The 13,988-nt window shown below is 69.3% G+C and carries 11 protein-coding genes; 8 read left to right on the top strand and 3 right to left on the bottom strand.

Annotated features, from left to right (window positions below):
- The first annotated feature begins 1 nt into the window (after position 1).
- The 7 genes from NNI01S_RS10940 to NNI01S_RS10910 all read left to right on the top strand — a co-directional run bounded on the left by NNI01S_RS10940 (position 2) and on the right by NNI01S_RS10910 (position 8,529).
- Positions 2 to 847: a DMT family transporter gene (locus NNI01S_RS10940; RefSeq protein WP_063019940.1), complete on the top strand. Its 846-nt coding sequence runs from the start codon at positions 2 to 4 to the stop codon at positions 845 to 847.
- Between the two features lie 225 nt (positions 848 to 1,072).
- Complete coding sequence (locus NNI01S_RS10935) at positions 1,073 to 2,509, top strand: GuaB1 family IMP dehydrogenase-related protein (protein ID WP_063019939.1); 1,437 nt, start codon at positions 1,073 to 1,075, stop codon at positions 2,507 to 2,509.
- Between the two features lie 244 nt (positions 2,510 to 2,753).
- Entirely contained in the window at positions 2,754 to 4,136 is a 1,383-nt protein-coding gene (locus NNI01S_RS10930; RefSeq protein ID WP_063020099.1) for a hemolysin family protein, read from the top strand.
- Positions 4,129 to 5,193 carry a hemolysin family protein gene (locus NNI01S_RS10925; protein WP_063019938.1) on the top strand — a complete coding sequence of 355 codons (1,065 nt, stop codon included), beginning with the start codon at positions 4,129 to 4,131 and terminating at the stop codon, positions 5,191 to 5,193. Before NNI01S_RS10930 ends, NNI01S_RS10925 begins: the two co-directional genes overlap by 8 nt.
- A gap of 37 nt (positions 5,194 to 5,230) precedes the next feature.
- Entirely contained in the window at positions 5,231 to 6,157 is a 927-nt protein-coding gene (locus tag NNI01S_RS10920) for a hypothetical protein (RefSeq protein WP_063019937.1), read from the top strand.
- Between the two features lie 153 nt (positions 6,158 to 6,310).
- On the top strand, positions 6,311 to 7,885 hold the full coding sequence (locus tag NNI01S_RS10915) for an LVIVD repeat-containing protein (RefSeq protein ID WP_063019936.1): 1,575 nt from the start codon (positions 6,311 to 6,313) through the stop codon (positions 7,883 to 7,885).
- 14 nt (positions 7,886 to 7,899) lie between these two features.
- Complete coding sequence (locus tag NNI01S_RS10910; RefSeq protein ID WP_063019935.1) at positions 7,900 to 8,529, top strand: DUF305 domain-containing protein; 630 nt, start codon at positions 7,900 to 7,902, stop codon at positions 8,527 to 8,529.
- A 9-nt stretch (positions 8,530 to 8,538) separates the two neighbouring features.
- Here the strand turns inward: NNI01S_RS10910 and NNI01S_RS10905 are convergent, their stop codons facing one another.
- Positions 8,539 to 9,297: an NAD(P)H-dependent oxidoreductase gene (locus NNI01S_RS10905; RefSeq protein ID WP_063019934.1), complete on the bottom strand. Its 759-nt coding sequence runs from the start codon at positions 9,295 to 9,297 to the stop codon at positions 8,539 to 8,541.
- A 179-nt stretch (positions 9,298 to 9,476) separates the two neighbouring features.
- On the opposite strand from NNI01S_RS10905, the gene NNI01S_RS10900 reads away from it, so the two are divergent.
- Positions 9,477 to 10,211 carry a PaaI family thioesterase gene (locus NNI01S_RS10900; RefSeq protein WP_063019933.1) on the top strand — a complete coding sequence of 245 codons (735 nt, stop codon included), beginning with the start codon at positions 9,477 to 9,479 and terminating at the stop codon, positions 10,209 to 10,211.
- Positions 10,212 to 10,428: 217 nt separating this feature from the next.
- Here the strand turns inward: NNI01S_RS10900 and NNI01S_RS10895 are convergent, their stop codons facing one another.
- Positions 10,429 to 10,935 (bottom strand): hypothetical protein, encoded by a 507-nt coding sequence (locus NNI01S_RS10895; RefSeq protein WP_157114700.1) that lies wholly within the window; start codon positions 10,933 to 10,935, stop codon positions 10,429 to 10,431.
- Between the two features lie 661 nt (positions 10,936 to 11,596).
- Positions 11,597 to 13,777, bottom strand: coding sequence for a malate synthase G (locus tag NNI01S_RS10890; protein ID WP_063019931.1), 2,181 nt, complete (start codon positions 13,775 to 13,777; stop codon positions 11,597 to 11,599).
- Positions 13,778 to 13,988: the final 211 nt, after the last annotated feature.

Genomic DNA, 13,988 nt, shown 5'->3' with positions numbered 1-13,988 from the left:
GATGTCGACCCATCCGGCAGCCGCCGTCGGCTGCGCGCTGCTGGCCGCGCTCCTGTTCGCGGTCGCTGCGGTCGCGCAGCAGAGCGCGGCGGCCGCGGTGCCGGAAAGCCAGTCGCTGGTCCGCTCGCTGCTGCGCGCCCCCCGCTGGTGGGCCGGCGTCGTCGGAGACGCGGGCGGGTATGCCATGCAGGTCGCCGCCCTCGCCCTGGGCGCGGTCCTGCTGGTGCAGCCGATCCTGGTGAGCGCGCTGGTGTTCGCCCTGCCGCTGTCCGCCCGCCTCAACGATCGCCGTGTGGCGCCGCGCACGTGGGCGACCGCGCTCGCGCTGACCGCCGCGCTGGCCTGCTTCGTGCTCGTCGGCGATCCGACCGAAGGTGATACCGGTGCGCCGCTGCGCGAGTGGCTCCTGCCGCTCGGCCTCCTGGTCGGCCTGATCGCCGCCGCGACTGTCACCGGGATCGCCGCACGCGAGCCCGCGTGGCGAGCGCTGCTGCTCGGCGCCGCGAGCGGCGCGCTCTACGGGCTGGCCGCCGCACTCACCGACTATGTCACCGGCCTGTTCGAACACGGTTTGGGAGACGTGCTGGGCGGCTGGCAGACCTGGGCCCTGGTCGCGGCCGGCGTCACCGGCGTCTACCTGCAGCAGCGCGCCTATCAAGTGGGGCCGCTGACCGCTTCGCTGCCCGCCGTCACGGTCGCCGAACCACTGGCCGCCGCGTTCATCGGCATCGCCGTGCTCGACGAGCGGTTGCGCGCGGACACCGGCGGGCTGGTTGTCACCGCAGGTGCGGTGGTGGTCATGGTCATCACCACGATCATGCTCTCCCGCTCCGAAGCCGTCGCCTGAACCGGACCGACCGGCGCGGGGAACCGGCGGGGTCGACGGACGCCGGCATCGCCCGGCCGCGGTTCGGTGCAAGCGCCCCCGCGACGGGCCTGCCATCGCTTCGACGCGGCCGCGCTCGGCGCCCGAAGCCGCGCGGCCGGCATTCGCATGAGGTAGCGGGGGAAATGCGGCAGCACCTCCGGGAGAACGGCGCGCACCGGTCGGCGCCCGGATATCATCGGTCGAGTGCGCTTTCTCCCCGGTCATCAGCCGCCGTACGACCTGACCTACGACGACATCTTCCTCGTCCCGAACCGGACGGACGTCGCGTCGCGCTTCGACGTCGATCTCTCGACGGTCGACGGGTCGGGTACCACCATCCCGATCGTCGTGGCGAACATGACCGCCGTCGCCGGGCGCAGAATGGCCGAGACCGTGGCGCGTCGCGGCGGCATCGTCGTCCTTCCGCAGGACCTGCCGATCACCGCCGCCGCCGACACCATCGCCTTCGTCAAGAGCCGCTCGCTCACCGCCGACACCCCGGTCACCCTCGATCCCGACCGCTCGGTCTCCGAGGCCGTGGCGCTCATGCACAAACGCGCGCACGGCGCGGTCGTGGTGGTCGACGAGGGCCGCCCGGTCGGCGTGGTGACCGAGGCCGCCTGCGCCGACGTCGATCGCTTCGCCCGGCTGCGCGAGGTCGCGGCCACCGATTTCGTGCGGGCCCCCGCGAGCACCACGCCGCGTGACCTGTTCGACCTGCTGCACGCCGAGCACGCCGACTTCGCCGTGCTCACCGCCGAGGACGGCACGCTGGCCGGTGTGCTGACCCGCACCGGCGCGCTGCGCGCGGGCATCTACCAGCCCGCCGTCGACGCCACCGGCAAGCTGCGCGTCGCGGCCGCGGTGGGCATCAACGGCGACGTGGCCGCCAAAGCCAAGTCCCTCGTGGATTCGGGCGCCGACCTGCTCGTCATCGACACCGCCCACGGTCACCAGACCAAGATGCTCGAAACCCTCACCGCTGTGCGCGATCTCGGGCTCGGCGTGCCGCTGGCCGCGGGCAACGTCGTCTCCGCCGAGGGCACGAGAGAACTCGCCGAGGCGGGCGCGAACATCGTCAAGGTCGGTGTCGGGCCGGGCGCGATGTGCACCACCCGGATGATGACCGGCGTCGGCCGTCCGCAGTTCTCCGCGGTGGCCGAATGCGCCGCGGCCGCCAAGGAACTGGGCGTGCACATCTGGGCCGACGGCGGCGTGCGCCATCCCCGCGACGTGGCGCTCGCACTGGCCGCGGGCGCGTCCAACGTGATGATCGGCTCCTGGTTCGCCGGCACCTACGAGTCCCCCGGCGACCTGCGCGTCGATCGCGACGGCAACGCGTACAAGGAGAGTTTCGGCATGGCGTCCAAGCGGGCCGTCGCCGCCCGCACCGCCTCCGACAGCGAATTCGACCGCGCGCGCAAGGGGCTGTTCGAAGAGGGCATCTCCAGCTCCCGGATGCGGCTGGACCCCGAGCGACCCGGCGTCGAGGACCTGCTCGACCACATCTGCTCCGGCGTGCGCAGCGCATGCACCTACGCGGGAGCGCGGACGCTCACCGAATTCCACGAGAAGGCCGTGCTCGGCGTGCAGTCCGCGGCCGGCTTCGCCGAAGGTCGCCCGCTGCCAAGCGGTTGGTGAGCGCCGACACGCGCACCGCACCGGCACCGGCCCACGCCGCTCGGCAGGTGGGCCGGTAGCATGGGGGTTGCCGGACACCGGCACCACGACACATTCGCGAAAGGATCCAGTTGTCACCCGCGTCCGAGGGCGCCGCACAGGAGGGCTCCTCTACCGAGCCGGGTGACCGACCCGGCGTCCCCCTCCCCGCAGTAGTCCCACTCCGCACAGGCCATTCCCCAGCACCGTTCGGGTGGTGCTGACCATGTCCGTCGCGCTCACCGCGCTCAGCCTGATCGGATTCATCGCACTCACCGTCGGCACGGCCCTGTTCGTCGCCGCGGAATTCTCCCTCACCGCCCTCGAGCGCAGCACCGTCGAGGCGCACGCCCGCACCGGCGACGTCCGCGCCCGCATGGTCCGCAACGCGCACCGCACCCTGTCGTTCCAGTTGTCCGGCGCCCAGCTCGGCATCACCATCACCACGCTGATCACCGGTTACATCGCCGAGCCGGTGCTGGCCAGGCTGCTGAATCCGGTGTTCACCGGCTTGGGGCTGAGCGAAGCCGTCGCGAGCGGCATCGCCCTGACCCTGGCGCTGGTCCTGGCCACCTCGCTGTCGATGATCTACGGCGAGCTGGTGCCCAAGAACATCGCCATCGCCAAACCGCTGGCCACCGCCCGTGTCACGGCCGGACCGATGGTCGGGTTCTCGGTCGTGTTCAAGTGGATGATCCACTTCCTCAACGGCACCGCCAACTGGGTGGTCCGCAGGCTCGGCGTCGAACCCGCCGAGGAGTTGCGCTCGGCCCGCTCGCCGCAGGAACTCGGCTCGCTGGTGCGCACATCCGCTCTACGCGGCGCGCTGGACCAGCCCACCGCCCAGGTGATGGACCGGTCACTGCAATTCGGCGAGCGCAGCGCCGAGGAACTGATGACCCCGCGGGTGAAGATCGAATCGCTCGACAAGGACGACACCATCGCCGATCTGATCGATGCGGCGGGCCGCACCGGCTACTCCCGCTTCCCGGTGATCGACGGCGACCTCGACAACACCCTCGGCTTCGTGCACGTCAAGCAGGCGTTCACCCGCCCGGTGCACGCGCGCCGGACCATCCCGCTACACCGGCTCGCCCAGCCGGTCCCGATCGTGCCCGCCAGCCTGGACGGCGACGAGGTGCTCGAACGCGTCCGCGCCGACGGCATGCAGGTCGCCCTGGTCGTGGACGAGTACGGCGGCACCGCGGGCCTGGTCACCATGGAGGACATCATCGAGGAGATCCTCGGTGACGTCCGCGACGAGCACGACGAGGAGGAGCGCGACGTACGGCGCGTCTCCGACGGCTGGGACTGCTCGGGCCTGCTGCGCATCGACGAGGTCTCCCGAGCGACCGGATACGACGCGCCCGAGGGCGAGTACGAGACGCTGGGCGGCCTCGTGCTGACCAGGCTCGGCCGCATCCCGGTGACGGGCGACGAGGTCGTGCTGCCGAATCCCCGTTCGCAGCAGTGGACGGCAGCCGAAAGCCATGGCACGGGCGGCTGGATCGCCCGGGTGGAGCGCATGGACGGGCGGCGCATCGACCGGGTCCGGCTGATCCCGGTAGACGCCGACGCCCTCGCGACCAAGGAGCACAGCCATGGGTGACCTGTTCGGCGTCCTGCTCACCGTCGTGCTGCTGGGCGGCAACGCCTTCTTCGTCGCCGCCGAGTTCGCGCTCATCTCCGCCCGCCGCGACCGGCTCGAAGCGCTCGCCGCGCAAGGCAAGCGCAACGCGAACACCGTCATCCGGGCGGGCGAGAACCTCTCGATGATGCTCGCCGCCGCACAGCTGGGCATCACCATCTGCTCGATCCTGCTCGGCCGCGTCGGCGAGCCGGCCGTCGCGCACCTGCTGGAAGGTCCGTTCGATCTGATCGGCCTGCCCGAACAGCTGCTGCACCCGGTGGCGTTCGCCCTCGCGCTGACCATCGTGGTCATCCTGCACATCCTGTTCGGCGAGATGATCCCGAAGAACATCGCGCTGGCCGGGCCGGAGCGCAGCGCGCTGCTGCTGGTGCCGGTGCACCTGATGTGGTTGCGGCTGGCCCGTCCACTCATCGCCTTCTACAACCTGGCCGCCAATCTGTCGCTGCGCATGCTGCGGATCGAGCCGAAGGACGAACTCGAGGCCACCGTCTCGACGGTCGAGCTGGCCGAGATGATCGGTGAGTCCCGCTCCGAGGGGCTGCTCGACGAGGAAGAGCACCGCCGCCTGACGCAGGCGCTCGGCACCAGCGACCGGGTGGTCGCCGACGTGATGGTGCCGCGGGACGCGACCCGATCGATCCCCCTGCGCGGCAACGGGACGACGCTCGGCGACATCGAGTCCGCCGTCGCCGAGACCGGCTTCTCCCGGTTCCCGGTGCACGCGAACGACGGCTCACTGGTCGGCTACCTGCATGTCAAGGACGTGCTCGACAAGGTTGCCGACGAGAGCGCCGGACCCGGGACGCCGATCCCGCGCACCGATATCCGCCCGCTGCCCACGGTCGGCATGAACACCACGCTCTACGAGGCGCTCGCACGGCTGCGGCGCACGAACAGCCACCTCGGCCGTGTGGTCGACGACCGGGGCAACACCACCGGCATCGTCGCGCTGGAGGACTTGGTGGAGGAGTTCGTCGGCACCGTCCGAGACGGAACACATCGGGTGGGCGAATGACGACTCGGACAGCGGCAGACGCCGGAGTGTGGTGAGCATGCGGGTGTTGTCCGGTGCGCAGTGGCGGTCGGCCGCCGCCGCGCACCGGGCCCGGCTGGACGACCTGGTCGGGCCCTATCTCGAACGGCGGGCACAAGGTTCGTCCCACCCGGTGATCGACTTCTTGTTCACCTACTACGGGCACAAACCCGCTCAGTTGCGGCGCTGGCATCCGGGATACGGCATCGGGCTGACGGACGCCGCCGAGTACCAGGGCGCCCGTGGGTATCACCGCGTCGGCGGCAGTCCGGCCTCCGCGTCGAAGGTCGAGGAAAGCGCAGCGGAGGTCTATACCGCCGATCCCGCCTACCTGGAGAAACGCCGCGACACCCTCCAGTTCGTCGGGGAGCTGTTGCGTGCCACCGCTTCCCGGCCCGCCCAGCTGTCCTGCTTCGGTCTGCACGAATGGGCCATGGTGTACCGCACCGACGATATCCGCCACCAGAAGGTGCCGCTGCGGCTCGGACGAGCGGGCACCGACGCCGTGGTCGACTCGATGTCGCTGCGCTGCACCCATTTCGACGCCTATCGCTTCTTCACCCCGGATGCCGTCGACCGCAATGCCGAGCCGCTCACCCGCGCGGGCCAGCTCCACCGCGAGCAGCCGGGCTGTCTGCACGCGAACATGGATCTGTACAAGTGGGGCTTCAAGCTCGTGCCGCTGATCTCCTCGGATCTGCTGCTGGATTGTTTCGAAATGGCCTGCGCCGCACGCGAACTCGACATGCGCGCCAGCCCCTACGATCTGTCCGCGCTGGGCTACGAGCCGGTGCGCATCGAGACGCCCGCCGGACGCGCGGAGTACGTGCGCGCCCAGTCCGAGCTGGCCCAGCGCGCCGCCGAATTGCGACGGACGTTCCTCGACGTCTGTGACGGACTGCTGGCCGAGCACCCGGTCTGCACCGAACCGACCCATCCACGCTGACACCGCCGAGGAAAACTTCGCGAATCCGTCCGGGATCCGGCGAAACTCGCCCTCTCGCCGCCGAGAATCATTACCATTCAGACAGTTCAGCGGTGACTGTCCCAGTCACCCTGGGTAGCCACGCTCGACGACGAAGTTGGGGGGGTCGCGACGATGCGCCCACTGGCCGGACTGTGCCGCACCAAACCACTGGCCCTGCTCACCATCGGCGTGGTCACGGCCATGTCGCTTCCCGCGAGCGCCTCGGCCGATCAGTCATCGGATCCGCCGAGCGCCGTGCAGGAGTTCCTCGACGTCGGGCGCACGTCGGTCCCGCGCGCCGACTGCGGACCCGGCGCCGCGCCCGAGAACGGTCTGCAAGGCGATGTCACGGCCGCCGACCGCGACAGCGGGCGCAGCGCCCTGGGCTATCGGTGCAATATCTCCTTCGTCGGCGGCTACGCCGGGCGCGGGGCGGGCATCACCTCCACCAGCTTCGAGCACTGCGCCTACCTCGGCTCGTTCTTTCCCGGCGATCTGATCAGCGAGGGGCGCGGCGTCCAAGTGCTCGACGTGTCCGATCCGGCGCGCCCGCGCCCGACGGTGACCTTGACCGAGCCCGCCATGCTCGCGGGGACGTGGGAGAGCCTCAAGGTCAACACCGAGCGCAAGCTGCTCGTCGGCACCGGCGTCCCGGTCGGTGAAGGCGTGGGCTACCTGTCGGTCTACGACGTCTCCGATTGCGCGCATCCGCGACTGCTCAATCCAGGCCCGGGGACGAATCTGCTGATGCCGCTGCCGATCACGACCCACGAGGGCGGCTTCTCGCCGGACGGCAATACATATTGGGCCTCGGGTATCGCGCCCGGTTTCGTCAGCGCGATCGACCTGACCGATCCGGCGAACCCGCACGTGATCTGGCAGGGACTGACCGGCATCGAGGCGCACGGCTTCGGCATCAGCCCCGACGGCAACCGGATGTACATCTCCGCACTCGGCGGATTCACCGTCCTCGACATCAGCGCGGTGCAGCGCCGCGACCCGAACCCGCAGGTGCACCATCTCGGCCGGGTGTTCTGGACGGACGGCTGGGCAACCCAGCACAGCGTCCCGGTCAGTTACGACGGCAAGCCCTATCTCTACACGGTCGACGAGGGCGGTTCCGGCGGCGTCAAGCTCATCGACGTCTCCGACGAGACCGCGCCCAAGGTGGCCAACAAGATCAAACTCGAGATCAACCTGCCCCAGCACATCGACAGCAATATCGGCTCGTCCATGGGCGGTTCCGCCTTCGCCTACGAGTCGCACTACTGCGCCGCCGACCGCCAGGTGAACCCGACCGCCCTGGCCTGCGGATGGATCTCCTCGGGCATCCGGGTGTTCGACATCCGCGACCCCTTCGCCATTCGTGAGATCGCCTACTACAACCCGCCCGCGCGCACCGGGCAGAACCTGACCCTGTGGAACTCGCCGCACGCGCTCGCCTCCCTCATCGGCGTTCCGCTGATGAGCACGCCCCCCGCGGTGCGCGCCGTGCTGGAAGGGCAGTTCGACCCGCTGGATGCCACCACCCCGCGCACCGGCAGGCTCGCTTTCGGCGACGTGTCGACCGATTGGTGTCTCTCGCCGCCGGAATGGCGCGGCTCGCAGCTCTACGTCGCGTGCTCGGACAACGGATTCATGGTGCTGCGGCTGGACGACGAGGTGTACTCACCGCCGGCCGATCAGCGATCGATCGTCGGGTCGTAGCCGTGCGGCCCTGGATGCGCGTCGCGGCCCTGGCGTCGGCGGCCTTCGCGCTACTCGTGCTCGGTGCGGCGCTGCGTCCATTGGCGTTTCCGGAAAACCGTTCCGCCGCAACCGTGCTCACCGAACTGGAGGTCGCTTTCGTTCAGGACATGACCACCCATCACCAGCAAGCACTGCTCATGGTGCAGCGGCTCGACCGCTCGATCGACCCGGCGATCGCCCGGCTGGCCGAGCAGCTCGACCGCACGCAGCGGCTGGAGATCGGCACCATGCTCGGCTGGCTGCGCCTGGCGGACGCGCCGCCCAGCTCCACAGACCCGATGACGTGGATGCACACCGCGGACGCGGCGACGCATCGGCATCCGGACGCGGTCACGCAAGCGGCCCCCTCGATGCCCGGGATGGCGAGCACGGCGGAACTGGACAACCTGGCGGCGGCCCGCGGCCGGGACGCGGAGATCTTGTTCCTGCAGTTGATGTTCCGCCACCACCAGGGCGGAATCGCGATGGCCCGGACGGCCGACGGTCTCCTGCAATCCGGACCGGTCAAGGAGATCGCCCGCGCCATGATCCACGGGCAGGGCCAGGAAGCAGGGGTGATGGGCGTGTTGCTCACACAGCGCGGAGCCGCGCCGTTGCCCTGAACCACTCGGTCACGACGCCACGTGCAACCCGAATCCGCTCGCTCCCGCCTCTTCGCGACCCGGCGCCAGACGCAGGCTGCGGTCGTAGTCGCCGCCGCCTTGCGGTCGATATCGGATCGGCTCCACTTCCGCCAGCTCCGACATCCGCCGCCGCAGGTCGTGCGCGACGTCGTCGAAGCGCTCGGCGCCGAGCCGGATCGTGTCGTGCACCACGAACGGGGGCAGCACGTCCATGCCGGTGTAGTACAGGATGCCGTGCTGAATGGGGAACAGCAGATCATCGACCGGGCCGTTGATCCCGCGATCGGAATAGGACGGCTGCTTGCCCCCGACGGAGACCACGAGCATCGCGCGCCGCCCGGCCAGCGCGCCCGCACCGTATCTGGGCAGCGCCTTACCTCCGGCCCCGTAGGCGAAATCGCAGGTGAGAACTCGGTCCACCCAGCCCTTCATGATCGCGGGCATACCGAACCACCAGAGCGGGAAATGCAGGACGACAGCGTCGGCCCACAGCAGTTTCTCCTGCTCGGCACGGATGTCCGGACTCAGCATCCCGTCACGGTAGGCCACGCCCGAGGCCAGCATGAAGTTGGTTTCCTCGACCGGGCCGAAATCGTCGGTGTCGGCAGCGGCCTTCCATCCCATCGCGTAGAGATCGGTGATCCGCACCTCGTGCCCGTCCGCCCGCAATTGCCGCACGGCCACGTCTTTCAAGGCGCCGGTGAGTGAGTCCGGCTTCGGGTGGGCGTACACGACCAGTACGTTCATTCCTGCTTTCGTCACATCTCGGCGCAACAGCGTCCGCCGCGACGGATATTCCGCCAGGCCCTCGACCTGCGCGGACGTGCCACGGCAGATGGCCGCCCTGCTGGTCGGCCGTCGCCCACACAACGGTATGGTCGGCTGAGCCGGGTCGTGCTCGTCGGCCGGGAGAGGTTGGGCAACAGATGCTTCGGACCGATGCGTTCACGGTGCCCGCACACGTGCGTGGTTATCCGGGAGTGGCTTTCGGCGGGTACGTGGCGGGGCTGCTGGCCGCAGCAAGCGGTGCCGCGCAGGTGCGCGTCGACTTTCGGCGCGGGGTTTCCGTGGACACGCCGGTGGTGCTCGCCACCGACGGTTCCGGCGGCGCGTCACTCACCGACCTGGGCGGTGCGGTGCTCGCCGAAGCGTCCACGTCGACGCTCGCGGTGACGCCGCGGCCCGCGCCCCCGTGGGCGGAGGCGCGCGCGGCGAGTGCGACCGCCGGCGTGCTGCGCAAGATGAGCCACTGCTACGGCTGCGGAGCGGCGTGTGCGCCCGGTCGCGGCCTGCGCTTGTCGCCATGGGCCATGCCCGTCCATGACATGGTCGTCGCCGCGTGGACACCGGATCCGCTCCTCGCCGGACCCGACGGCTTCCTCACCACCGAAAACGTCTGGGCCGCTCTGGATTGTCCCGGCGGCTGGGCCGCGATGGCCCTGCGCGATCTGCGGCCCGGAGCGGTCACCGCCGCCCTCACCGCCACGCAGTTCGAACCGGTCCGCGCCGGCGACTCCTATCTCTCCTACGGCTGGCCGGTCTCCGCGAACGGCCGCAAACACACGGTCGGCGTGGCCTTGGCCCGCCCCGACGGAACCCTCTGCGCCCTCGCCGAAGCCCTCTGGATCGAGCCCCGCCAACCCCTGCCGTTCGAGTGGTGATCAACCTCACCCGGCATGGCCGAGGGCGAAGCCAAAGGCGTTGCTCACCATGCTCGATGCCCGCGGGTTCGATGTCCCCGCGGTACTCGCCGCCGAGATCGAGGCGTGCACCGATCATGCGCGCCTGACGGAATGGATACCCGCGCCGCCACGGCGACCGCACTCGACGAGGTATTCGGTACCGGGTCTCGGTGACCGCAGCCGTCCGCGAGCGTGGTCAGTGGGTGTCGACGAAGCGGTACCACTGGCCGTCGAAGGCGGCGTATTCGATGCCGTTGGTGGCGGGTGGGCCGAGGTGGGGTGGGGTGGCCGGGTCGCGGAAGAAGGCGAAGCCCTCCGAATCCGAGTCGCCCGCCTGGGTGTAGAACAGGCAGCCGCCGTCGCGGGGCGTGACGAAGGTGATGGTGTAGACGCCGAGCCGGTGGCGCTGGCCGGGGTGGGCGCATTCGGCGGCTTGGTCTTCGAGGATGCCGCGGGACAGGCGCCAGCCGGTGTCCTCCGGGACGTCGTAGAGTGTCAGCGCCACCAGGACGCCGATGAGCACCGGCGAGGCGAGACTGTAGAAGAAGGCGCGGTAGCGCAGCAGGCCGAGCAGCCCGAACAGGACGGCGATGCCGCCCAGCACACCAAGGACGACCCAGAGCACGACGAGAGTCGGAAACGTGCCCTCGGCGGCGAGTTGCCAGAACAGCGCCGCGCAGCAGATCGCCACCAGGGCGGTCACCAGCCCCATCCACAGTACGAACCAACGAGGAACACGAGACCGTGTGCGCGAGGACCCTCCGGAGTTCACGTGTTCAAGATACGAGGAGCAGGAGCTTCGCGCGCGGGATCGGCGGCGAAATCGCCCTGCCCCCGGGCCATCACGACAACGCGCGGAAGCCCCGCGAACCGCGGCTGGAGGCCCCGTAAGCGGCACACGGCCAATTTCACAAGCCGCGCTCCACAGTTCCCATACGCCGAATCCGCCGCGGATGTCGGAATTCCCGGCGCGCCAGGCGCGCGTACGCGCCCGGGCGTGCGGTCCACCGGTGTGAAAACAAACATTTCGGAACGTTTTTCGATTCCGTCCCGAATCGAAAAATCCCCCGGCCAGTAGACCTGACCAGGGGATTTCGCTACTCGACACAGCTCGTGCACCGCACGCTCACAGCGGCGGGAAGCCCGCCGATCCGGTGGCCATCCAATTCCAGAACATCGCCGCGCGATTGGCGAGCAATGCCACGATGTCGAGCACAACGCTTCCCATGAATCTTCCTCACAAATCGACCGATCTCGTGCGGCACCCAGGGTAACGGACCGATAAAAGGGAGTCGAAACTCCCGGCGCCCCGAAAGCGCGAATCCCCCGGCCGACCGGACCGGGGGATTCGCGACACGCGCAGACTAGACGCAGGCCAGCGCCTTCGCCTCACGGCGACGGCGGTGCAGGATCGGCTCGGTGTATCCATTGGGCTGCTTGGTGCCCTCCAGGATCAGCTCCTTCGCCGCCTGGAACGCGATGCTGCCCGCGAAGTCCGGCGCCATCGCCCGGTAGTTCGGGTCGCCGTCGTTCTGCCGGTCCACGACCGGGGCCATCCGCTCCAGGCTGGCCACCACCTCGTCGGCGGTGACGATGCCGTGGCGCAGCCAGTTGGCCATCAGCTGGCTGGAGATGCGCAGGGTCGCCCGGTCTTCCATGAGCGCGACGTCCTTGATGTCCGGCACCTTGGAGCAGCCGACGCCCTGGTCGATCCAGCGCACCACGTACCCCAGGATGGACTGCGAGTTGTTGTCCAGCTCCTGGCGCTTCTCCTCGTCGGTCCAATTCGGCGCGGCGGCCAGCGGGATCTCGAGGATCTCGTCGACGGTGGCACGGCGACCGCCCTTGGCGATCTCCTGCTGCCGCTTGAACACGTCGACGAGGTGGTAGTGCGTCGCATGCAAGGTGGCGGCGGTCGGCGAGGGCACCCACGCGGTGTTGGCGCCCGCGCGCGGGTGACCGATCTTCTGGGTGAGCATGTCGGCCATCAGGTCCGGCATGGCCCACATACCCTTGCCGATCTGCGCCTTGCCGGGCAGGCCCGCCGCGAGACCGGTGTCGACGTTCCAGTCCTCGTAGGACAGGATCCACTGCTGGGACTTCATGTCGGCCTTGCGGACCATCGGCCCCGCCTCCATGGAGGTGTGGATCTCGTCGCCGGTGCGGTCCAGGAAGCCGGTGTTGATGAACACCACCCGCTCGGCGGCGGCCTGGATGCAGGCCTTCAGGTTCACCGTGGTCCGGCGCTCCTCGTCCATGATGCCGACCTTGAGCGTGTTGCGCTCCAGCCCGAGCACGTCCTCGATCCGGCCGAACAGCTCGTTGGTGAAGGCGACCTCGTCGGGGCCGTGCATCTTCGGCTTCACGATGTAGACCGAGCCGGTGCGGCTGTTCTTCAGCTGCACGTCGTCGGCCAGGCTGTGCTTGGCGATCAGCGAGGTGATCAGCCCGTCCAGGATGCCCTCGGGCACCTCGTTGCCCTGAGCGTCGAGGATCGCGTCGGAGGTCATCAGGTGACCGACGTTGCGCACGAACAGCAGCGAACGGCCGTGCAGCACCAGCTCGCCGCCGTCCAGCGCGGTGTACACGCGATCGGGGTTCATGGTGCGGGTGAAGGTCTTCTCGCCCTTGCTGACCTTCTCCGCGAGGTCGCCCTTCATCAGGCCGAGCCAGTTGTGGTAGCAGAGCACCTTGTCCTCGGCGTCGACCGCGGCGACCGAGTCCTCGAAGTCCATGATCGTGGTGACCGCGGACTCCAGCACCACGTCCTTGACGCCCGCGGTGTCGGTGCTGCCGATCGGGGACTGCGGGTCGATCTGGATCTCGATGTGCAGGCCGTTGTGCTTCAGCAGCACCGAGGTCGGCGACTCCGGGTCACCCAGGTAGCCGACCAGCTGGGAGGCATCCGCCAGGCCGATGCTGGTGCCGTCCTCCAGGCCGACCTCCAGCTCGCCGTCGATGATCTTGTAGGAGGTCGAGCCGATGTGCGAACCGGTGATCAGGGTGACCGAGTCGTCGAGGAAGTTGCGCGCCCACTCGATGACCTTGTCGCCACGCACCTTGTTGTAGCCGGCGCCCTTCTCCGCGCCGCCCGCCTCGGAGATGGCGTCGGTGCCGTAGAGCGCGTCGTACAGCGAGCCCCAGCGCGCGTTGGCGGCGTTGATCGCGAAGCGTGCGTTCATCACGGGCACCACGAGCTGCGGGCCCGCGGTGGCGGCGATCTCCTCGTCCACGTTCTGGGTGGTGATCTGGAAATCGGCGGGCTCCGGCCGCAGGTAGCCGATCTCGGTCAGGAAGTTCTTGTAGGCGGCCTTGTCGTAGTTCACGCCGGGGTGCTCCGCGTGCCAGGCGTCGACCTTGCCCTGGATCTCGTCGCGTTCGGCCAGCAGAGCGCGGTTGCGCGGAGCGAGATCGTTGATGACCTGCTCGGCGCCGGCCCAGAACGCGGCGGAGTCCACGCCGGAACCGGGGAGCGCCTCGTTCTCGACGAACTCGTGGAGAACGCGTGCCACCTGGAGCCCGCCGACCTGAATCCGCTCTGTCATCTACTGCCTCACTTCCGAGAAAGCCGAGTGGGAAAACAGTGCCATGTTACCCGTGGGTAGTGGGGTCGCCGCGCGCCGGGTCGCCCAGGCACTGTGCCCGAATCCGTCCGCCACGCCGGTATGAGCTGGTCTTTCACCCGGCGGGTCCTAGCGCCGTCGACGGTCGGCCGGACAGCCCCTTGATCCTAACCCGCGGCCGATTTAATGTACT

This window comes from Nocardia niwae NBRC 108934 = DSM 45340, from assembly GCF_001613465.1.
In the GTDB taxonomy this organism is placed as follows: Bacteria; Actinomycetota; Actinomycetes; order Mycobacteriales; family Mycobacteriaceae; genus Nocardia; species Nocardia niwae.
This window is presented reverse-complemented; position numbering and strand designations above follow the sequence as displayed.